This window comes from Streptomyces sparsogenes subsp. cuspidosporus, assembly GCF_039532705.1.
Classification (GTDB): Bacteria; Actinomycetota; Actinomycetes; order Streptomycetales; family Streptomycetaceae; genus Streptomyces; species Streptomyces sparsogenes.
Window position 1 is genome coordinate 566,405 of record NZ_BAAASD010000001.1, and the last position, 20,530, is coordinate 586,934.

The following is a 20,530-nucleotide window of genomic DNA, read 5'->3' on the forward strand; positions in this document are numbered from 1 at the left end:
CGCCGCGGGGTGCCGCGGCTCATCCGGCGGCCAGGCCGGAGCCTTCCGCCCCGCCGGGGCCGGGTGATCCGGCCAGGCCGTGCCCCCCGGTCGGCGACCGGCGGCCGGGCAGGTCCTGCGGACGTCTTCGCGGCGCGGGAAGCGGAATCCGCAGCTCGGCGCGGACGGCCGTGCCCCGCGCGTCCCGCCGGACCCGCCATGTCGTGGCGTAGGCGTGGACCAGGCCCAGCCCCCGCCCGTCCACCATCTGGTCGGGCGTCCCGGTGCCACGGCGGTGGTCCCGCCAGGTGCCGGTGTCCCTGACCTCGACGGCGGCCGTGCGGCCGTCGACCGTCAGCAGCAGGCTCACCTCGGCGCTTCCGCTGTGCAGCACGCTGTTGGTGACCAGCTCCGTGGCGATCACGCGCAGTGCGTCGATGGTCTCCGCGGGCGCTCCCCACCGTGCCGCCACGTGGTGGGTGAAGGCCCGCAGCGCGGGGACCGCCCGGGCCTCCGCGCCCATGGAGCACACCGCGGAGCGCTGCCGGGGCACGGCCGGGCTGTACCGGCGGCGGCGGACGAGTTGGAGTGGCTGTTCATCGGTCATGATCATCATGTCCTGCGATGGAGGTCCGTCGTGACGCCGGAGAGTCGCTGCGGCCGAGGGGGTGTCGGGCCCTGCGGTACGGCCCGTGTGACCAGCAGATGATCTGTGGATGACGCCGCCGTCACGGTTCAGACTCTAGATACGGCCAGGTGACGGTGGCCATGTAGCATGAGCACACGGTGCGGAGTTCTTAGTGGATGATTCACACAGGACGGTGGGCGTGGGAGCATCCCAGGAGTCCGAACGGGCACCGCGGGGCGGCGTCTCGGTGAGCGCTGTGCTGGCCCTGCTCGACCTCGCCGCGAAGGGCCGCCCCGACGAGCCCGACGCGGTGCCGGACCTGCTGCTCAGCGAACACCTCGACACCGCCACGGCCGCGCAGGTGGGCCGTCGGGTCCGTGAACTCCAGGGCGCGGTGGCCCGGCTGCACCGGCGCGGACAGGAACTGGCCGCACTGTTCTCCAGCGCCCGGGAACTCGCCGAACTGCACGACGTGGACCTGCTGATCACCCGGCTGGTGCGGCGCGCCCACGACCTGGCCGGAACCGATGTCACCTACCTGTCCGAGTTCGACGAGACCACGCGCGAGCTGCGGGTCCGGTCCACCGCCGGGGCGGTCGCCCCGTCCTTCCAGAAGCTGAGGGTGCCGCCGCACATCGGCCTGGCCAGCAAGGTCGTCGAATCCCGCGCCCCGCAGTGGACCTCGCGCTACGAACAGCTGCGCGACGTGCCCCATACCGAGAGCATCGACAACGCCGTCCGCGCCGAGGGCCTCGTCTCCCTCGTGGGCGTCCCGCTGATCGCCGGCGGCCGGGTCCTGGGGGTGCTGTTCGCCGCCAACCGCACCGAGCACGCCTTCACCCCGGAAGAGGTCTCGCTGCTGTCGGCCTTCGCCGACAACGTCGCCGTCGTCCTGCAATCGGCTCGTCTCCTCACCCAGGCCCGCGACGCGGCCACCGAGACCCAGCGCGCCTATGACGCGCTGGCCGACCACGTCGAGGCGATGGAACGCGCCAGCCGGGTGCACGAGGAGCTGACCGCCGCGGTGCTGCGCGGAGGCGGCGCCGCGGACGTCGCCCGGACCCTGGGAGCGGCGCTGGAGCGGCCGGTGGTCATCCTCGACGACACCTACGCCGTACTGGCCTCGTCCGGCGACCGGAGCACCGCCTCGGTGATCGACCCGCCCGCCGTCCGGGAGGCGATCACGGACAGCCTGCGCTCCGGACGCTGCACTCCGCTGAACCCGCCGACCGACGGGTTCCACACCGCGGTCGCCGTACTCGCCGGGGAGATGATGCTCGGCGGCCTCCTCATCGGGGACGGGACCGTCGGCCTCGGCGCGGTGGAGCAGCGGACCATCGAGCGCGCCGCACAGATCACCGCGCTGCTCACCCTGAAGCAGGACGCGGTCCGCTACGCCGAGGACCATGTGCGCGGTGAGCTCCTCGGCGACCTCGTCAGTCCCGACGTCCGGCGCCACGCGAGCCTGCCCGCCCGGCTGCGGGCCCGCAGACTGCGCCCGGAGGACCTGCGCACCGTCGTCGTCACCGTGGTGGCCCCCGAACAGCGCCGCGCGGTGCTGCGGGCCGCACGGACCGTGGCCGCGCCGTCCGGCCTGGCGGGTGAGGTGGACGGCGTCGTCACGCTCGTCGTACCGGACGGCGACCCGCAACGCGCCGCGACCACCGTCCGCGACCGCGTGCGCGCCGCCACCGGGGTCGGCGAGGTGCTGACCGTGGCCGCGTCCCCCGCGGAGGGCCTCGGCGAACTGAGCGCCCGTTTCACGACGGCCCGTGACTGCGGCCGGGTGCTGACCGCCCTCGGCGTCGAGGCGGCCGCGGTCGCGGCCGACGCCTACCTGCCGTACACCACCCTGTTCGCCCATGACCCCACCAGCGTGCGGCAGTTCATCGACCGCACCATCGGCCCCGTCCGGCGCTGGGACGCCGAACGGGGGACCGACCTGCTCACCACCCTCCACCGGTTCGTGGACTGCAACGCCAGCCCTGCCCGTACCGCGCGGCTGATGGGCGTGCACACCAACACCGTGCTGCAGCGCCTCGACCGGGTCACCCAACTGCTCGGCAGCGCATGGCGGGAGCCGGAGCCGTTCTTCCGCGTCTCGGTGGCGGTGCGCCTGCACACCCTGTCGGACACCCTTCTGGGCTCCTCGCCCCCACTCCGGTACCCCTGACCGGCGCGCGGGCCCTGACCGGCGCGCGTCCAGGCGGCGACGGCCTTCCACACGTCGGTGACGCTGCGCGGGGAGTGGACGGCGACGGGGTTCTTGCCCGCCGCGGCCAGGACGTCCCACACCAGGTCGGTGGCGGACCGTACGGGGTTGGGGCGGACCACGTCCGGGTGGGCGCTTCGAGGGCGGCCAGGCGCCGGTTGAGGGGTGAAGACGGCCCGTCGCGCATGGTGCCGGGCCCGTAGGAGGCGTCGACCTCGTGCAGCAACTCCTCGGCGGCGCCGGTGTCGATGGGGTGGTAGCGGCGCATCAGGGCAGGGACCTCGGCGGGCGCGTAGGACGGCGGCGACGTTGCCGCGGTAGAAGGCGAGCGCGTCCCGGTCGGTCTCGCTCAGCTCGTAGCGCGGCCGGACGGCGGGCGCGGCCGGCTTCGGCGGCGCGAGCCGGCGCCACACCGTCCGCTCCGACACCCCGAGGCCGCCGGCGACGGTACGCACGTGCGCGGCGGTTTCACTTCGCTCCGCGAGAAGCTCGACACCCTCCCCCCCGGCGGCCGGCTCATCTTCCGCGTCTTCGCAGCCCTCGCGGAGTTCGTCCGGGAGCTGATCGTGCAGGGCACCAACGAGGGCCTGGCCGCAGCCCGGGTCCGCGGCCGCGTGGGCGGCCGGCCCTCCGTCGTCGGCGAGCAGCTGCTGCGCGCCGCCCGCGACATGCTGCCCAACCCGGAGAAAATCGAGACCATCGCGGCCCTGCTCGGCGTCTCGGCCGGCACTCTCTCCAACCACATCCCCGGCCTCAAGGAACTGCGGGCCTCCCGCGTCCCCGCCCAACTCCCGGGCGCTGATCGGCGCCCCTCACGCCGGACCCGCGGGCCCGATCAGGCCCGCCGGTCCGCTACTGCGGACGCAATCCTCAGCTGCCGCAGGCACAGCCCGCAGCCGCCGGCGCGGCCTCGGCCGCCTCCGGCTGACCAGCACAGCAGGCGTCACCGCCGAGCGCGGCGCTCTTGCCCAGCTGGTCGGCGTCCGCCTTGACGACGTAGACCTCCCACGGCTCCTTGCCGGGGCCGTGCACCCACACCTTGTCCTGGAGGGCGTAGCAGCAGGAGGTGTCGTTCTCCTCGAAGGTCGCGAGCCCGGCGTCCTTGAGGCGGGTGGTGGCAGCCGTGACTTCGTCGGTGGTCTCCACCTCGACGCCGAGGTGGTCCAGGCGGGTTTCCTGTCCCGGCTCGCCCTCGATCAGGACGAGCTTCAGCGGCGGGGTGGTGATCGCGAAGTTCGCGTAGCCGGGGCGCCGCTTGACGGGTTCGACGCCGAACAGCTTGGAGTAGAAGGTGACCGACGCTTCGAGGTCGGCGACGTTGAGCGCGAGCTGGGCACGGGACATAGCGGTCTCCCCGGATCGGTTATATCGATGCCTGTCGATGCAACCTTGCGCCCTGGATCGAAAAACGTCAACATAGAAGCATGTCGAAACAAGAGCGTGTGGTGCTCGGCCAGGACGGCGCCGAGGGGTGCTGCCCCGCCCTGCTGACCGCCCCGCTGGACGAAGGCCAGGCCGAGACGCTGGCGAAGGTGTTCAAGGCCCTGGGCGACCCGGTCCGGCTGCGGCTGCTGTCGATGATCGCCTCACGTGCGGGTGGAGAGGTCTGCGTCTGCGACCTCACCCCGGCCTTCGACCTGTCCCAGCCGACGATCTCTCACCACCTCAAGCTGCTCAAGCAGGCCGGACTCATCGACTCCGAGCGGCGCGGGACGTGGGTGTACTACCGGCTGCTGCCGCAGATGACCGACCGCCTCGCGGCGATCCTCACCCGCCCCGCCGGACAGCCCTTGACCGAGACCACGGCTGCCGGGGCCGCCTCGTGAGCGCCGAAGCGACCACCACGGCGGCACCCGCGGGGCCCGTCGCCCGGAGGCTGTCGTTCCTGGACCGCTTCCTCGCCGCGTGGATTCTGATCGCGATGACCGCCGGCCTCGGCCTGGGCCGCCTCGTTCCCGGCCTCGGAGACGCGCTCGCGAAGGTCACCGTCACCAGCGTCTCGCTGCCCATCGCGCTCGGCCTGCTCGTCATGATGTACCCGGTGCTCGCCAAGGTCCGCTACGACCGCCTCGGCACCGTCACCCGCGACCAGCGCCTGCTCATCCCGTCCCTGGTTCTGAACTGGATCGTCGGCCCGGCCCTGATGTTCGCCCTGGCCTGGATCTTCCTGCCGGACCTGCCCGAGTACCGCACCGGCCTGATCATCGTCGGCCTCGCCCGCTGCATCGCCATGGTCATCGTCTGGAACGACCTCGCCTGCGGCGACCGCGAAGCCGCCGCCGTCCTCGTCGCCCTGAACTCCGTCTTCCAGGTTCTCGCGTTCAGCCTGCTCGGCTGGTTCTACCTCTCCGTCCTCCCCGGCTGGATCGGCCTGGAGCAGACCGCGCTCGACGTGTCCATCTGGGAGATCGCCCGCAGCGTGCTGATCTTCCTCGGCATCCCGCTGCTGGCCGGGTTCCTCACCCGCCGCCTCGGCGAGAAGGCCAAGGGCCGCACCTGGTACGAGACGAAGCTGATCCCCCGCATCGGGCCGTTCGCTCTGTACGGTCTGCTGTTCACGATCGTCGTGCTGTTCGCCCTCCAGGGCGACGCCATCACCTCCCAGCCGCTCGACGTCGCCCGGATCGCGCTGCCGCTGCTGGTGTACTTCGCTCTCATGTGGGCCGGTTCCATGGCCGTCGGACGCGCGGTCGGACTGGACTACCCGAAGGCCACCACGCTGGCGTTCACCGCCGCGGGCAACAACTTCGAGCTGGCCATCGCGGTCGCCATCGCCACTTTCGGCGCCACCTCCGGCCAGGCCCTCGCCGGAGTCGTCGGCCCCCTCATCGAGGTCCCCGTCCTCATCGGCCTCGTCTACGTCGCCCTCGCCGCCCGACGCTTCTTCCCCCAGACCACCCCGGCAACCGGGCCGGTCATCTCTCCGGAAGGTTCCGCCCGTGTCTGAGACCAAGCCGTCCGTGCTGTTTGTGTGCGTCCACAACGCCGGCCGCTCCCAGATGGCCGCCGCCTTCCTCACCCACCTGTCCAAGGGCAAGGTCGAGGCCCGCTCCGCCGGCTCCACACCGGCCGACGCCGTGAACCCGGCCGCCGTCCGCGCCATGGCGGAGATCGGCATCGACATGTCCGCCGAAACTCCGAAGGTGCTGACCATCGAAGCCGTACAGGTGTCCGACGTGGTGATCACCATGGGCTGCGGCGACACCTGCCCCGTGTTCCCCGGCAAGAGGTACCTCGACTGGGCACTCGAAGACCCTGCCGGTCAGGGGATCGAGGCCGTCAGGCCGATCCGCGACGCGATCGAACAGCGCGTCCGCGGTCTGCTCACCGAACTCCAGCCCCACTGACACTTCCTGTGGCAGAACGACTGAGGTCGTCGTGGCGGACGACAGAGGCCATGCCGTCTACGGGAGAGGTATGACGCAGATAGCTGATCCTCAGTCCTTCGACCGGTTCGCCCTCCACTACGACCGCTTTGTGACTCTTTTCCCGGGGCAGAACACCGCCTGGCTGCTCGGTCTGGGCTTGAAGGGCAGGCGCGCTCTGGACGCCGGCTGCGGTTCGGGGCGCGCGGTCGAGGCCCTGGCGGACAGCTTCGAGGAGGTCGTCGGTCTGGACCTGAGCGCTCCCCTGATCGAGATCGCCAGGGCCAAGAGGGCACGGCCCAACGTGCGCTATGTGGTGGAGGATCTGTTCGGGCTGAAAGACGAAGACGGCTTCGACCTGGTCTACAGCCACACGATGCTGCACCACCTGGAGGACTGTCGCGCGGGCTTGGAGCACTTGAAGAGCCTCGTGCGGCCCGGCGGCACCGTCGCGCTGATCGACAACGTGTGTGATCCCTATCCGACGCCGCCGCGCAAGGCGTACACCTGGCCTGCGCTGTGGAGTTTCCCCAGTGAGATCCGACGATGGGGCTTCGGGACGCATGGTTCCAACTGTGCTTCTGGCACAGCCGTCCCTGGCCGGCGCAATCTTCTCAGCGACCGCTACCTCTCGCGCGAGCAGTTCCGCGAGCTCTACGGGAATGTCTTCCCGGGGCCCGGTTCGATGACCTCGGCTTCGCCTTGGCCATGTCCTGGACGGCTCCGCCGAGCAGGGGTGAGGTTCAGTGACCCGGTTGTCGGCGGTCTCCGGGGACGTCCTCGGAGACCGCCCGGGCGATGGTGTCCGCCACCGTGGTGCAGGCGAGTCGGGCCACGGAGCGCAGTTCGGCGTCCGGGGTGCCGGCACGGCTCAGTACGGCCAGCGACTGGTTGATGGCGACGACGAACGTGGCGAGTTCGTCGAGCGTCCGGCTCTCGGCCGGGGAGTCCGCCAGTGCCGCACGTACCCGTTGGCGCTGTACGTGGAGCAGGCCACGCACCTGCTTGCCGTTCTCCTCCTTCAGCGTCGGTAGCTGCGCGGCGGACTGGGCCATGAGGCACCCCACGGGGACCGACGGGTCGGCGATACGGCGGAGGGCGACGTCGAAGAACGCCTCGACGGCCCGCACCGGGTCACCGGGGTGTGCCGCGAGCGCCTGCTCATACTGCGCGCCGTAGATCGACGCGTAGCGGTCCAGGCACTTGCCGAACAGGGTCTCCTTGTTGCCGAAAGCGCCGTAGAGGGAGCCGCGGCCGAGGCCGGTGGCCGAACCGAGGGCATCGAGTGAGGCGTCTGGGTACCCGCGCTGCCAGAACACCCGCATGGCCTGATCCAGGGCCGCGCTGATGTCGAACTGCTTCCGGCCAGACACGGCGTCCACCTCCTCTTGTACGTCCCTGCCTGCTGTGATTCTACTCGCATCTTGGATCGATCGGTCAATATATCTTTGACCGATCGATCCAAGATGGTTAGCGTGAGGATCCCGGTTGTCGCACCCGATGGCTCTGTGTCCCGCGCTCTCAATGACGGGCTCCGAATGGATGCCCAGGGCGAGTCAATAAGGGCGCTGAACACCGCAAATATCCGGTTTGCGCGGAACCCGTGCACACGGGCGCCGCTCTCGTCGTGTTTACCGCGCTTGCGGGCCCCGCCCCGGCCGACATACCGAACCAGTACACCCGAGGTCGATGGAGGAAGACCATGACTGACCCGGCAACCACCGCCCGCGTCCCCGACAACCCGGTCCGCGACCTGCCACTGCACGACCTGGCCGGCTTCACCCACCGTTGGGTCGACGCGGGCGGTGTCCGGCTTCATGCGGTCGAGGGCGGCCAGCCGAACGGCCCAGCCGTCGTGCTGCTCGCTGGATTCCCGCAGACCTGGTGGGCATGGCGAAAGGTGATGCCCGGCCTGGCCGACCGGTTCCACGTCATCGCGATCGACCTGCCGGGCCAGGGCCACTCCGAACGCCCGGACGGCAGCTACGACACGCACACGGTCGCCGCGTACGTCCACGCCGCGGTGCGGGCACTCGGAGTGTCGACATACTGGCTGGCCGCCCACGACATCGGTGCCTGGGTCGCCTTCTCCCTCGCCCTGAAGCACGAGAGCCGGTTGCGTGGCCTCGCACTGCTCGACGCCGGTATCCCGGGCATCACCCTCCCCGACACCATCCCGACCGACCCCGAGGTGGCGTGGAAGACGTGGCACTTCGCATTCCATCTCGTGCCCGACCTGCCCGAAACACTGCTCACAGGCCGTGAACGCGAGTACGTCGGCTGGTTCCTGAAGGCCAAGACCCTCGCCTGCGACACCTTCGACGACGCCGAGATCGAGCAGTACGCCGCGGCCATCGCCGCTGACGGGGGACTCCGCGCTTCCCTGGCCTACTACCGGGACGCCGCTGAATCGGCGCGGAAGAACCACGAGGCCCTTGAACAGCGCCACCTGACGGTGCCGGTTCTCGGGATTTCCAGTAGCCACGGTTCCATCCCTGACATGGCAGCTTCCATCCGGCCGTGGGCCGACAACACCACCGGGATCGTCGTGCCGGACGCAGGCCACTTCATCCCGGACGAACAACCCGCCGCCGTCGCTGCCGCTCTGGCCGGCTTCATCGCCGAAAGCGATTGACCCCGGCCAGACCCACCCGCCTGCCAGGCGACCGGCTTGTTCTGGCTCACCCGGCCTCGGTACTGGCGGGCTCGCCTATTCAACTGTCGCCAGTTCCCCCGTCCTCGGGTGGCGCCCTTGACGGAGAGTGACCCGGGCGCTCGGAAAAGCGTTGTCCTGCAGTGGGGCGGGGCTGGTAGGAAGTGAAGATGATCGGTGAAGCGATCGGCCCCATGGACCGCTTGCTCGCGGAGCGAGCCTGCGAACGTCTGATCGTCGACTTCGTCCGCCGTCTCGATCTTGGAGACCCTGGTTCGGTAGCCGATCTGTTCACCGCCAACGGAGTCTGGGAGTGGGCCCACGGGAGCCGTCGTATCGAGGGCCGGGAAGCGTTGCGCGCATACTTCGGCTCTCGGCCGGCGGACCGGTTGTCGCGTCGCATGATGACGAACATCCTCGTCACCGTGGGCTCCGCGACGACGGCGACCGCGACCTCATACCTGGCGACTTACCGTGTCGACGGTTACGTTGACGGGATGCTTCCGCCGCGTCTCCCTGCCAACGTCGGCCACTACGAGGACACATTTCAGAAGGTCGACGGCGAGTGGCTCCTCGCTACCCGAGCCGTGTTCCTGCCCTTTGGCGGCGATACGGAGCGTCTGCCCACCTCGCCTCGTGACTCATGAGAACGGACTGTCGCAGGGGCAGGGTCCAACCTTCTGCTGACCGTGTGCGGTCACCGGGGGCCTATCGGCTCCATGTCCCGCCGGTCTCCCTGAGGAGGCGGCCGGTGGTTTTGTCGTGGTAGCCGAGAGCGTCCGCAACGATGGGGGCGGGCAGTTCGAGGAGTTGCTGCCGGATGGCGGCACCGCGGGCGGCGGCGGCCGGGACGCCGACCTCATGGAGGAGCGCGGACAGGTGGTCGGGGCGGGCCGGCTGGCCTGCCCGGCGGCCCGGGAAGATCCAGCGGGATGCGGGGTTGGTGGCGGTGTTCATGTTGTCGCGGTCCGCGATGTGCTGCAGCAGCAGGTCAGCGACCGGTGCGGGAACGGGCGAGGCTGGCTCCCCGAGTCGTAGCAGCACGGTGTCGCCTCGCGGATCAGGTCGTCGACGCTGAGCCGGACGATGCGGCTCATGGGCTGTGCGTAAAGGAGCACGATGACTCCGGCGACACGGAGACGCATCGAAGCCGTATCCAGAGGCGATCGCCGAGATCACCAGTCCGCTGGCACCAGATGACGCTCGTCGGTGAGCCGGGGGCTGCCTGGTGGAAACAGCGAGACTCGGGGACGTGGGCCAGCTATAGTCCTGGCGTGGCCGTCGTAGCGATCTCTCGCCGATTTACCGGCCCCCTGGCCCCCGAAGGGTGCCGCAGGGGTCGGACTTCGCCACGTCTCCAGAGCTGAGTCGGCTGACCCACCGTGCGGCAAGGCCCAGGGGCTTGGGGGTTTCGAATCCCCGTCACTGCTCTTGGCCAGGAGGCCGACATGCCCGCCCACCTTTCCCCTGCACAGCTCGCCCGTGACCTGTCCATCCGGGATCTCACCGACCCTGCCGCCGGACCGCACGCCCTCCAGCTCGTCCTCAACCACGCGGTCGAGGCCTTGACGAACCGCTGGGGCTGTGAGGTCCGCTGGTGCCGCGGCGAGCGCACCGTCACCGTCGAGGACAACTACGACAACCTCGGCTACCGCCCCGACGACATTACCCGCGACGCCCGCTACACCCGCTACGTCGACGACCAGCGCATGCTGCGCAGCCACTCCAGCGCGCTGATCCCGGCCGCGCTACGTGTCCTGGCCGCGGACCCGGCTGACGACGTGCTCCTGGTCTGCCCCGGACTGGTCTACCGCCGCGACAGCATCGACCGCCTGCACACCGGTACGCCGCACCAGCTCGACCTGTGGCGCATCACCCGCCGCCCGGCCCCCATGACCACGGACGACCTGGACGGAATGGTCACGACCCTCGTCGAAGGGCTACTCCCCGGGGCGAAGCACCGCCACGAGGACCGTGTCCACCCCTACACCCTCTCCGGCCGCCAGGTGGACGTGTATCGCGACGGTGAGCGGATCGAGGTGGCGGAGTGCGGCCTGGCGCATCCGAAGGTGCTTGAGCGGGCCGGCCTTGACGCCTCGTGGAGCGGCCTCGCGCTCGGCATGGGGCTGGACCGGATGCTGATGCTGCTCAAGGGCATCCCGGACATCCGCATCCTGCGCTCGACCGAAGCGTCCGTGGCCGCACAGATGACCGACCTGACCCCTTACCGGGCCGTGTCCGCGATGCCCGCCATCCGCCGGGACCTGTCCGTCGCCGTCGACCGCGACGACTTGGCCGAAGACCTCGGCGACCGGGTCCGCGACGCCCTCGGCCCCGACGCCGACTGTGTGGAAACTGTCGAGATCCTCAGCCAGACGCCGTGCGCCGAACTCCCGCCGCAGGCCCTGGAGCGGCTCGGTGCCCGCCCGGACCAGAAGAACGTTCTGCTCAAGGTGGTCCTGCGGCACCTGGACGGCACCCTCATCGACCACGACGCCAACCTGTTCCGTGATCGCGTCTACGCCGCCGTCCACCAGGGCAGCGCCCACCAGTGGGCGACGGTCAGCTGATATGAGTCGAGGGTCGGCGCCTTCCCTGCGGGGGCGCCGACCTGCCAGTCACTCCTCCTCGCAACGCCTCGGGGTCGCGGAGTGGCCGCATCCCGCCGGGCAGGTCGGACGGGTGGAAGGAATAGCGACCCAGCATGTTGATGTGCTGCCGGGCGAACGGGGAGAGGCGGGCCACGTCCTGGTCGCGGACCTCGAAGCCGTCCGCCCGGAGCCGGTTCACCGCGGCGTCCATGTACCGCGTGTTGAACAGCACGCGGGCATGGAGGACCAGGCCCAGGGCGCCGAGCTGGTCCTCCATGCCGTCCTGGTAGCGCTGGTAGAGCTGCCCGGAGCGGCCGTGGAAGATCTTCCGAGCGAGAGAGTGACGGCCCTGTTGGAGGTTCGCCTGGCTCTTGATCTGCCGCCGGTAGCCGGGCTCGTCAGCCAGGCGCAGGATGTGCGGGGACTTGGAGATCCGCCCGTAGTGGGCGATGGCGTCGCCGAGTGGGGTGGGGTGCCCGTCGCGGGACAGCATGAAGAGCTACGCGCCGGGAGATCACTTCCGCTGAAGCGGTAGCAACCCCTACGAGCTCACGCTCACACCGACATGAGTCAAAACCTCGTCGGCCAGTTTCTGGCAGGGACGCTCGCCGTCCAAGAAGATCGTGTCCGTCGGCAAAGTGTCCGCTGCGGCCACGCAGTGCGCGATCTGAGCCTTGCACCACCGACGGGCAGCCTCGTCACGTTCAGGATCGTGCGGCGCCACACTCCGGGCATCGATCCGTCGCGCCAGAACTTCGGACGGGACCTTGAGGAAGAAGTGGTGGACAGCCACCCCCGCTTCCCCCAACGCGCCGAAGATCTCAGCAGCGTACTGCGGGTTGACCACCGTCATCGGAGCGAGAATCGGACGTTCGTACTCCTCCAACAGCCCCACGGCCATGCTGACCACCTGCCGCCGCCACAGGCGCAAGTCCTGGAAGTTCCCGGTCGGCACATCGACGATGTCACGCAGTACGTAGCCGATCTGCTCAGGGTCGTACACCAAAGCAGCAGGCCAGCGCCGGTGCAACTCGCCGACCAGAGTGGTCTTCCCACTCCCGAAGGCGCCGTTCACCCAGATGATCACGCACATCTCCCGTCTTGGACCATCGTCACCTGGCTCACACGTTATGCCTAAACGACCAACAGCCAACACCAGTCCCAGGCACCACAGAGAGTGATGACAAGGGCTTCACCTCCGCGCTGGAATCTGGCGCGGCTCTACGCCCACGCACTGCGACACACCCTCTCGGAAGACTGGCCTGTTCAACGGTCCCGCGACGGCGAGCGGTGGCGTCCTTGTTAAAGAGTGCGGGGGTATGAGCACTCATGCCTCCTTGTGCTCACACCCCTGCCGCGGCGTCGTGGAAGAGTGAGGACATGATGAAGAGCAACCCCTCCCGCTGGCTGAAGGGAGCACTCGTGTCGGTGGCGGCGGCCGCCTCTTGCTACTGGCTCTGGGTGTCCTTACATGAGTGGGCGGGGCAGGCCCGTTCGGACGGGACGTTCTCCGGATTGTTCGAGTCGCTGTTTGCGGGGATCACGGGCGTGGTTTCGATGCCTGTGCTGCTGTGGGCAGGGATGCGCGTACTGCAGGAACGAGGCAATCACCTGCTGGTGATACTCGGCGCGATCGCATGGTTCTTCATCGGAGGGCACCTGGTCGACGACGACGTCAGCACCACTGGCACCGTCGTGTTCCTCACCCTGTTCACGGCCTTCGGCACTCTGCTGTCCGGTGTCGAAGCGCCACGCAGGTGAAGAACCGGGAGTGCCCTTCACGGCCCCGGTGCACTCCCGTCGCGATCAACTATGGCATCCGAGCAACGGACGGGTCGGGCTCCCTCGCCTGCGGGCAGCCCACCTCGGGGCATCAAGGTCCGCGGCCCGGTGGGCCGGCCGCGCGCCCGGCCCGACGCGGTCGCCGGCGACAAGGCGAACCCCTCCCGCCGTAACCGCGCCCACCTGCGCACCCGCGGGATCAAGGCGGAGAAGGCCGACCAAGCCGCCAACCGTAGGAAAAGGGGCCGCCGCGGCGGCAGGCCCGTCACCCACGACGCCGAGCTCTACCGTGAGCGCAACACCGTCGAGCGCCTGAGCAACAAGTCGAAGGCGTGGCGCGGCATCGCCACCCGCTACGACAAGACCTCCGAGAGCTGCCTCGCAGCACTCCACCTCCGCGGCGCGGCCATCTGACTCCGCAGCCTCCGCTCCTGATGGCAGGCGACCGTCCCTAAAGCGCGAGCTTGAACCCTTCATGGCTGCGTGCGAAGCCCAGTGCGGCGTAGAAGCGGTGCGCGTCCTCACGCTGCTTGTTGCTGGTCAGCTGCACCAGCACGCAGCCACGCGCGCGTGCCCTCGTGATCGCGTGCGCCATCAAGGTCCGGCCGAGCCCACCCCCACGCCGGTCCGCGCGGATTCGCACCGCCTCGACCAAGGCGCGCTCCGCGCCGCCCTTACCAAGTCCCGGGATGTACGTCGCCTGCAGGCACCCCACCACCGTGCCGCCGTCGTCCACCAGGACCAGCATTTCATTGCGCGGGTCCGTGTCGATCGCCAGGAAGGCGCGCTCATACGCCTCCGTCACCACAACCGTCGCCGGGTCTACCACCTGCTCCTCGTCGGCGAGCAGAGCCAGTACCGCAGGCAGGTCGGCACGGGTCGCGGGGCGCAAGGTATGAGCAGGTACGGGCTCAGTGACAGCAGACATGGCACAGACCCTAACCGGACCCTCGCCGGTGGGCTTTTAGTTCCCAACCCGTGATCACGACTCCGCACAGGCCCTAACTGGTTGAGTGGCCTACGGAACCTGCCGTGCCGTACGCCGCCTCCCGGCGCCACAGCCGGTGTAACACGCGTAGTTCTCCAGCGCGAGGGGAATGCTCTGCCGGATGTATTGAGCCACCGAGCTGGCAAGCCCGCGAGCCCATCGAGTCGGCGGGCGATCGGGGCGGGTGTGGCTGGTGTGGGGGTGGTGAGTGGCGGGATGGTGACGGTGATCCCGGTGGTGATCGGTCAGTTTTCGAGAAGCGCCGGGCACCCGGTCGCTCCTACCGTCGGGGACATGAACACTTTCGACTCTGTTGTTCTTGAGGTGGCCGATGTGGCGGCTGCGACTCGTTTCTACTCCGCCCTTCTCGGGTCTGATTCGCCGTACGTGCGCCTGCGGGCCTCCCAGGACCCCACGTCCGGTTTCCGTGGTTTCGCGCTGTCGCTGGTGGTGTCCCAGCCGGGTAACGCCGATGCTCTCATCGGTGCTGCCCTGGATGCCGGTGGCACGGTTCTGAAGCCCGCGTCGAAGTCGTTGTGGGGCTATGGGGGTGTGGTTCAGGCCCCGGACGGGACGATCGTGAAGGTCGCGACGTCGGCGAAGAAGGACACCATGCCGGTCACCCGTGACGTCGGGGAGTTGGTGGTCTTGCTGGGGGTGGAGGATGTCAAGGCAAGTAAGGAGTTCTATGCCGGTCGGGGTCTGAGGGTGGGGAAGAGTTACGGCAGTAGGTATGTTGAGTTCGCTGCGGATCCCGGCCACGTCAAGCTCGCCTTGTACAAGCGTCGCGCTCTGGCCAAGGACGTGGGTGTCTCCGCGGAGGGGACCGGTTCGCACCGGCTCGTACTTTTCGGCGCTGCAGGCCCCTGCCTGGATCCGGACGGCTTCGCCTGGCAGGCCAGTGCGAGTGCCCCGATGACCGCTACGGCCTGAGCTGAGCCAACACGTCCTGCCTGGCGGACAGGGCGCGATCAGCTCGCCGATGTCTCTCAACCCACCAGCACCCGCGGACTTGAGCGGCGGGCTGGGGCCGGTGGCACGGCACCGGGACTTCGGGCGAGTCGGCCGTTGCCGTGTCTGCGCTCTCCACTGAAGGCGCTGTGGCCGAAGTACGCAACATGCCGTTGTTGTGGGGTTGGCGGGCGCGTAGAGGGAGAGGGCGGTCGGTCGGCTGCTCTGGTGGGGTGTTTTCCGGGCAGGGTGTCAGGGCGGGGAGTGGGCCCGTCCTGGCCGTCCGTTCTCATCTCGTGGCGGGCGTGCGCTGTTCCTGGGCAGGTGTGACCTGTTCGCTCCGCGTGTTCGGCTGTCGCCCTGCCCGTTGGTGCCCCGCGGCTGTCTGACGGCCCCGGTTGAGCCCCCGGCCCTGTCCGTTGTGGGGCCATCGGGTCTGGGGTTGACGGTCCACCAGCCGACCCATTCGCGTGGGGCCGGGCCGTCGCGCAGGGAGGTGGCGAGGACGCGGTCGGCCTGGCGTATGGTCCGGCGTGCTTCGGCCACCACGTCCTCTCCGGCGGGGGTGCGCAAGGGCGAGGTCCAGGCTGTGCCCGAGGGCCGCGACGGCAGCGTGAGCGCGGCTGGGGAACCGGCCCGGTTGCCAGTGGAGAACGCCCGGCTGCTCAAGGCCGGGGAGGAGTGGCTGGTCGCCAGACCGGGCCGGCGCCGAGCCGATGGAGGCGGATGCGTCCGGAGTGCACCGCACGCGCACGAACCATGACAGGTCCCCCAGCCGGAACGGGTCGGTCAGACCCAGCACGCGCAGTTTCCCGGTGGTGCGCAGGCGGGTGAAGCGGCGAGCCGCGGATCGCCACCCGCCTCGACACGAGCGTCTGACATCGGCGCGTGCCGATCCGGCACCCGGCATCGCGCCCGCAGCCACTTGACTGACGCGGTTCAGAGGTTCGTGCGGCCGGGGTGTCGGTGGACCCGGTGGTCGTCCACTACATCCGTACAGCCCGAAAGGGGCGGTCGAACATCAGGAGGTGGTGGCCGGTGCCGACGATAGCGGGGCTCGTCCGCCGCGCTGGGCGTCGGGCATGGCCCATTGCGGTTCGGCCGGCAGGCGGGTGCGCGTGGCCCGCGGAAGGTGTCCGGTGGCCGACATCCCCAGCACGACACGGCGGTGGCCCGCCGGCACCGGGGGGGAATCGCACCCAGGCGTTGCTCGTCCGTGAGGACTCCGGCATCAGGAGCGTCACTGATCTCAAGGGCAGGAAGCTCGGCTCCTACGGCTTCGTCGCCCAGCTCGAGGCCTCCCAGCGCACCCGCACCCTGCTCACCGGGCAGGGCCTGGTCGAGAACTACGTGGTGATCTACGGCCACCGTGACTACGTGAAGAAGTACCCGAAGACAATAGCCAAGGCGCTCCGCACCTATCGCAAGGCGCTGAGCTGGGTCAACGCCCACCACGACGAGGCGCTTCGGCTCTTCGCCTCCGCCAACAAGCTGGACGCCGAGGTCGCCGCGCTCACCTTCCGCCGCCGTGAGTACCTGGGCAGACGGCCCGGGGGCGGCGCCGCGAGGGACGTCGCGGCGGCGCCGCCCACCGCGGCTCGCAGCAGTTTCGGGTGTGCCACATCGGCTTCAAGGACATCGGCCTGTCCTTCGGCGAGCTCTGCAGCCTCGCCGTCCGCATCCAGGAACTCGGTGCCCGCTCCTGCCGCGACATCGCGGGGATTCACCGTCGGCACCGCCGTACTGGACGGCAGCTTCCGCATCGAAGCTGCCTCCCATGCTGATCCTCAGCTCGTGGTGGTCTCGGCGGCGGGGGAAAGGACGCGACCGCCGGGGATCGCCGCAAGCAAGGCGCGGGTGTACTCGTGCCGGGGGCGGGTGAAGAGCTCCTCCGGTGGGCCTGTCTCGACGACGCGGCCGGCTCGCATGACGGCGACTTGGTCCGCGATCCGGCGTACGACGGCTAAATCGTGGGAGATGAAGAGGTACGCCACGCCCGTATCGGCCTGCAACTCGCCCAGCAGGTCCACGACTTGGGCCTGTACGGACACGTCGAGCGCGGAGACCGGCTCGTCGCACACCACCAGGTCGGGGGAGAGGGCGAGCGCGCGGGCGATGGCCACACGCTGGCGCTGCCCGCCGGACAGCTCCGCCGGGCGGCGCTCCAGCGTGGCGGCGGGAAGCGCCACCCGGTCGAGCAGTTCGCGGGCCCGGGTGAGTCGGGAGAAGCGGTCGCCGACCTTGAAGGCACGCAGCGGTTCGGTGATCACATCGCCTATGGAGAAGCGTGGGTCGAGCGAGGCGAACGGGTTCTGGTAGACGAGCTGGGCGCGGCGGCGCAGCTCTCTGGCCCGGGAGTCTCGGGCGGTGGTGACGTCGGTGCCGTCGAACAGGACGTGTCCGGCGGTCGCGTCGGCGAGACGGAGCACCAGGCGGGCGGTGGTGGACTTGCCCGAGCCCGATTCGCCGACCAGTGCCAGGGTCCGGCCGCGATGGAGGGTGAAGCTGACGTCGTCGACCGCGCGCAGTGTCCGGGGCCCGTCCCCGGCGCGGGGCAGCCTGAACTCCTTCACCAAGTGGCGTGCTTCGACCAGGGGCACCGTGTCCGTCATCGGCGCGGGGACGGCCGCGCGGGGACGGGGGGTGGTCAGGCTCGGGGCGCTGGCCAGCAGGTGCCGGGTGTACTCGTCCCGTGGGTCGGCCAGGATGTCACGGGTGGGGCCCGCCTCGACGACTTTGCCCTGCGACATGACCACCAGGCGCTGCGCGCGGTCGGCGGCGACCCCGAGGTCATGGGTCACCAGCAGGACCGCCGTGCCCGACTCCTCGGTGAGGCGCTGGAGATGGTCGAGGATGACCCGCTGCACGGTGACGTCGAGCGCGCTGGTCGGCTCGTCGGCGATGATCAGCTCGGGCTTCGCGGCGATGGCGATGGCGATCAGGGCGCGTTGCCGCATTCCGCCGGACAGTTCGTGCGGGTACTGCCGGGCCCGGACGGCCGCGTCGGGCAGCCCGGCCCGGTCCAGGACGGCGATCGCCTCGGCGGGGGCCGAGCGGCGGGTCGCCAGACCGTGGATGCGCAGGACTTCGGCGACCTGTTCGCCGATCCGCTTGACCGGGTTGAGCGAGACCGTCGGGTCCTGGGGGACCAGCCCGATCCGCGCCCCGCGTACGGTGCGCAGCTCCGCCTCCGACAGCATGGCCAGGTCGTGCCGGCCGAAGCGGACCGTGCCCGCGTCGATGCCGCCGTTCCCCGGCAGGAGCCGGGTGATCGCGTGCGCGGTCGTGCTCTTGCCGGAGCCGGACTCGCCGACCACCGCCGTCACCTGTCCTGGCCATACATCGAGGTCCACGCCCCGGACGGCCGGGACCGTGCCGCCCCTGGTGCGGTACGAAACCGACAGGCCGCGTATCTCCAGCAGGGGTTGTGGTGTGTGCGTCATGTTCTCGTCCGCTCCGGGTGGGGTCGTGGTGGTGCCGGTCATCGCTGCCGGGACCATTCGCCGTCCAGCGCCCGTGCGATGCGGTTGGTGGCCAGCACGGTCACGGCGATCGCCAGTCCGGGCAGTGCGGTCAGCCACCAGGCGTTGGCGAGGTAGTTGCGGCCGTCGGAGATCAACGTGCCCCATTCCGGGGCCGGCGGGGGCGCCCCGTAGCCGAGGAAGCTCAGCGCCGATACGGCCAGGATGGAGGAGCCGAAGTCGAGGGTGGCCAGGACGATTACCGGGCCCGCGGCATTGGGCAGCACATGTCGGCCCAGCACCGAGTACCAGCGGGCCCCGCACGAGCGCGACGCCTCGACGAACACCGCCTGACGCACCCGGAGCACCTCGGCGCGCGCCACTCGGGCGAACGCGGCGACACTGGCGATGCCGACCGCAACCGCCACCTTCACCGTCCCGTACCCGAGCGCGGTGACGAGGGCCAGGGACAGGAACAGCGCGGGGATGGACAGCAGTACGTCGACGAAGCGCATCAGCACGTCGTCCACCCAGCGGCCCACGAACCCGGCGACCATGCCGAGCAGAGCGCCGGCCACGAACGCGACCAGCATCGCGATCAGCGTGGCCTTCAGGGACAACTGGGCGCCGTGCACCACGCGGGAGAACACATCGCGTCCCAGCTCGTCGGTGCCGAACCAGTGGGTGCCGCTCGGGCCGCGGAAGTTCTGCGACGGCACCCCCTTCAGCGGATCCTGCGAGGTGAACAGGTCCGGCCAGAACGAGGCCAGCACCACCAGCACGAGGACGGCGACCGACAGCAGCAGACCGGGGCGGCGCAGCAGGAATCGCAAGCCCCGCCGTAGGCCGACGCGATGCCCCGGCCCGGGACCGGTCCCCGTGTCGACCGGCCGGGCGAGGCCTCGGCCGGCCTCGGCCGGGTCGGCCGGGTCGGCCGGGTTGTCGACGAGATTCTGGCTCATGCGATGCCCGCCCTTCTGCCCGAGGCCACTACGATCCGCGGGTCCAGCAGCGGATAGACCAGGTCGATGACCAGGTTCGTCGTCACGAAGATGAGCGCCCCGAACACCACCACCCCTTGGACCACCGGGATGTCCTGGGCCGTGACCGCCGCAGCAGTCACGCGGCCGAGGCCGTCACGGGAGAACACCGTCTCGACGACCACCGAACCGGCGATCAGCTGTCCTACCAGCAGACCCACGACGGTCAGCGCGGGCAGGGACGCGTTGCGCAGCGCGTGCCGCAGATGGACCCGCCACCGGCCGGCGCCCTTGGCCCGCGCGGTCTCCACATACGCCTGGTCCAGCGCGGTGAGCAGGCTCTTGGCGAGCACCTGGGCGATCTGCGCGCCGGTCGGGACCGCCAGTGTCAGGGCCGGCAGCGCCAGCCCCCGGAGGCCGTCGTTGCCGAACGCCGGAAACCAGTGCAGCCGGAAGGAGAACGCCTCGACGAGCAGCAGCCCTACCCAGAACGTCGGGACGGACCCCCCTAGCGGCGGCAGTGACAGCAGCAGCTGCCGCAGCCAGCGCCGAGAGGTGTACGTCGCCACCACCGCCAGACCGCCGCCGAGGATCACCGCGAGCAGCAGGGCCGCGCCGGTCAGCTGGAGGGTCTGCGGCAGCGCGTCGGCCAGCGTCGAGGCGACCGGCCGGCCGGTGGCGACCGAGTCGCCGAAGTCCCCGCGCACCGCCCGGCCGAGGTTCTCGGCGTACTGCACGAGCACCGGCTTGTCGAAGCCGTACTCGTGCCGCAGGGCGGCGATCTGCTGCGGATCGACCTGCCCCGAGTCCATTCCCGCACTGGCCATCGCCGTGACCGGGTCGCCCGGCAGATAGTCCAGCACCAGGAACGAGACCGTATGGGCCGCCCACAGCACCCCGGCCGCCTGGGCAAGCCGTTTGATCACATAACGGCGCACGG

The 20,530-nt window shown here is 70.0% G+C and carries 19 protein-coding genes and 4 pseudogenes; 12 read left to right on the forward strand and 11 right to left on the reverse strand.

From position 1 onward, the window contains the following. Nucleotides 1–19 precede the first annotated feature (19 nt). Nucleotides 20–586 carry an ATP-binding protein gene (locus tag ABFY07_RS02370; protein ID WP_346172772.1) on the reverse strand — a complete coding sequence of 189 codons (567 nt, stop codon included), beginning with the start codon at nt 584–586 and terminating at the stop codon, nt 20–22. 220 nt (nt 587–806) lie between these two features. On the opposite strand from ABFY07_RS02370, the gene ABFY07_RS02375 reads away from it, so the two are divergent. Beyond that, a complete protein-coding gene (locus tag ABFY07_RS02375) occupies nt 807–2,780 on the forward strand; it encodes a helix-turn-helix domain-containing protein (protein ID WP_346172773.1) in 1,974 nt (657 codons plus the stop codon). A 494-nt stretch (nt 2,781–3,274) separates the two neighbouring features. Continuing rightward, nucleotides 3,275–3,373 (forward strand): annotated as a pseudogene (locus ABFY07_RS02380) (recombinase family protein); the annotation flags it as partial. 316 nt (nt 3,374–3,689) lie between these two features. On the opposite strand, the gene ABFY07_RS02385 reads toward ABFY07_RS02380, so the two are convergent. Further along, the gene (locus ABFY07_RS02385; RefSeq protein WP_346172774.1) at nt 3,690–4,163 is read right to left on the reverse strand and encodes an ArsI/CadI family heavy metal resistance metalloenzyme; all 474 of its coding nucleotides are present in this window, start codon (nt 4,161–4,163) and stop codon (nt 3,690–3,692) included. 80 nt (nt 4,164–4,243) lie between these two features. Between ABFY07_RS02385 and ABFY07_RS02390 the strand changes: the two genes are divergently transcribed. From ABFY07_RS02390 to ABFY07_RS43045, 4 genes and pseudogenes are all read left to right on the forward strand, one after another. Continuing rightward, complete coding sequence (locus tag ABFY07_RS02390; RefSeq protein ID WP_346172775.1) at nt 4,244–4,645, forward strand: ArsR/SmtB family transcription factor; 402 nt, start codon at nt 4,244–4,246, stop codon at nt 4,643–4,645. Then, nucleotides 4,642–5,766, forward strand: coding sequence for an ACR3 family arsenite efflux transporter (arsB, locus tag ABFY07_RS02395; protein ID WP_346172776.1), 1,125 nt, complete (start codon nt 4,642–4,644; stop codon nt 5,764–5,766). Before ABFY07_RS02390 ends, arsB begins: the two co-directional genes overlap by 4 nt. Next, a complete protein-coding gene (locus tag ABFY07_RS02400; protein WP_346172777.1) occupies nt 5,759–6,166 on the forward strand; it encodes an arsenate reductase ArsC in 408 nt (135 codons plus the stop codon). The genes arsB and ABFY07_RS02400 overlap by 8 nt, the downstream gene beginning before the upstream one ends. A gap of 70 nt (nt 6,167–6,236) precedes the next feature. Then, nucleotides 6,237–6,590: pseudogene (locus tag ABFY07_RS43045) on the forward strand (class I SAM-dependent methyltransferase); the annotation flags it as partial. A 337-nt stretch (nt 6,591–6,927) separates the two neighbouring features. Here the strand turns inward: ABFY07_RS43045 and ABFY07_RS02405 are convergent. After that, complete coding sequence (locus tag ABFY07_RS02405) at nt 6,928–7,557, reverse strand: TetR/AcrR family transcriptional regulator (RefSeq protein WP_346172778.1); 630 nt, start codon at nt 7,555–7,557, stop codon at nt 6,928–6,930. A 329-nt stretch (nt 7,558–7,886) separates the two neighbouring features. Between ABFY07_RS02405 and ABFY07_RS02410 the strand changes: the two genes are divergently transcribed. Further along, nucleotides 7,887–8,819 carry an alpha/beta fold hydrolase gene (locus ABFY07_RS02410; protein WP_346172864.1) on the forward strand — a complete coding sequence of 311 codons (933 nt, stop codon included), beginning with the start codon at nt 7,887–7,889 and terminating at the stop codon, nt 8,817–8,819. A 188-nt stretch (nt 8,820–9,007) separates the two neighbouring features. Continuing rightward, nucleotides 9,008–9,484, forward strand: coding sequence for a nuclear transport factor 2 family protein (locus tag ABFY07_RS02415; protein ID WP_346172779.1), 477 nt, complete (start codon nt 9,008–9,010; stop codon nt 9,482–9,484). 61 nt (nt 9,485–9,545) lie between these two features. Here ABFY07_RS02415 and ABFY07_RS02420 read toward each other — a convergent pair whose 3' ends face one another. Then, on the reverse strand, nt 9,546–9,881 hold the full coding sequence (locus ABFY07_RS02420; RefSeq protein ID WP_346172780.1) for a hypothetical protein: 336 nt from the start codon (nt 9,879–9,881) through the stop codon (nt 9,546–9,548). A 404-nt stretch (nt 9,882–10,285) separates the two neighbouring features. On the opposite strand from ABFY07_RS02420, the gene srmL reads away from it, so the two are divergent. Beyond that, on the forward strand, nt 10,286–11,407 hold the full coding sequence (srmL, locus tag ABFY07_RS02425) for a PheS-related mystery ligase SrmL (RefSeq protein ID WP_346172781.1): 1,122 nt from the start codon (nt 10,286–10,288) through the stop codon (nt 11,405–11,407). Here srmL and ABFY07_RS02430 read toward each other — a convergent pair. Together ABFY07_RS02430 and ABFY07_RS02435 are read right to left on the reverse strand one after the other, a co-directional pair. Then, nucleotides 11,400–11,927: pseudogene (locus ABFY07_RS02430) on the reverse strand (Tn3 family transposase); the annotation flags it as partial. The gene srmL and the pseudogene ABFY07_RS02430 overlap by 8 nt on opposite strands. Before the next feature lie 42 nt (nt 11,928–11,969). Next, nucleotides 11,970–12,515, reverse strand: a complete 546-nt coding sequence (locus tag ABFY07_RS02435) for an AAA family ATPase (RefSeq protein WP_346172782.1) — start codon at nt 12,513–12,515, stop codon at nt 11,970–11,972. A 293-nt stretch (nt 12,516–12,808) separates the two neighbouring features. On the opposite strand from ABFY07_RS02435, the gene ABFY07_RS02440 reads away from it, so the two are divergent. Together ABFY07_RS02440 and ABFY07_RS02445 are read left to right on the forward strand one after the other, a co-directional pair. Next, complete coding sequence (locus ABFY07_RS02440; protein ID WP_346172783.1) at nt 12,809–13,189, forward strand: hypothetical protein; 381 nt, start codon at nt 12,809–12,811, stop codon at nt 13,187–13,189. A gap of 27 nt (nt 13,190–13,216) precedes the next feature. Continuing rightward, a pseudogene (locus ABFY07_RS02445) lies at nt 13,217–13,624 on the forward strand (transposase family protein); the annotation flags it as partial. A gap of 37 nt (nt 13,625–13,661) precedes the next feature. On the opposite strand, the gene ABFY07_RS02450 reads toward ABFY07_RS02445, so the two are convergent. Next, entirely contained in the window at nt 13,662–14,138 is a 477-nt protein-coding gene (locus tag ABFY07_RS02450) for a GNAT family N-acetyltransferase (protein WP_346172784.1), read from the reverse strand. A 354-nt stretch (nt 14,139–14,492) separates the two neighbouring features. On the opposite strand from ABFY07_RS02450, the gene ABFY07_RS02455 reads away from it, so the two are divergent. Further along, complete coding sequence (locus ABFY07_RS02455) at nt 14,493–15,131, forward strand: glyoxalase (RefSeq protein WP_346172785.1); 639 nt, start codon at nt 14,493–14,495, stop codon at nt 15,129–15,131. Nucleotides 15,132–16,567: 1,436 nt separating this feature from the next. Here ABFY07_RS02455 and ABFY07_RS02460 read toward each other — a convergent pair. Genes ABFY07_RS02460 through ABFY07_RS02475 form a run of 4 tightly spaced genes read right to left on the reverse strand, consistent with a single transcriptional unit; the run spans nt 16,568 to nt 20,528 of the window. Then, the gene (locus ABFY07_RS02460) at nt 16,568–16,912 is read right to left on the reverse strand and encodes a hypothetical protein (RefSeq protein WP_346172786.1); all 345 of its coding nucleotides are present in this window, start codon (nt 16,910–16,912) and stop codon (nt 16,568–16,570) included. Between the two features lie 24 nt (nt 16,913–16,936). Beyond that, nucleotides 16,937–18,634, reverse strand: a complete 1,698-nt coding sequence (locus tag ABFY07_RS02465) for a dipeptide ABC transporter ATP-binding protein (RefSeq protein ID WP_346172787.1) — start codon at nt 18,632–18,634, stop codon at nt 16,937–16,939. Continuing rightward, nucleotides 18,631–19,572 carry an ABC transporter permease gene (locus ABFY07_RS02470; RefSeq protein ID WP_346172788.1) on the reverse strand — a complete coding sequence of 314 codons (942 nt, stop codon included), beginning with the start codon at nt 19,570–19,572 and terminating at the stop codon, nt 18,631–18,633. Before ABFY07_RS02470 ends, ABFY07_RS02465 begins: the two co-directional genes overlap by 4 nt. Further along, complete coding sequence (locus ABFY07_RS02475) at nt 19,569–20,528, reverse strand: ABC transporter permease (RefSeq protein WP_346172789.1); 960 nt, start codon at nt 20,526–20,528, stop codon at nt 19,569–19,571. Before ABFY07_RS02475 ends, ABFY07_RS02470 begins: the two co-directional genes overlap by 4 nt. Nucleotides 20,529–20,530: the final 2 nt, after the last annotated feature.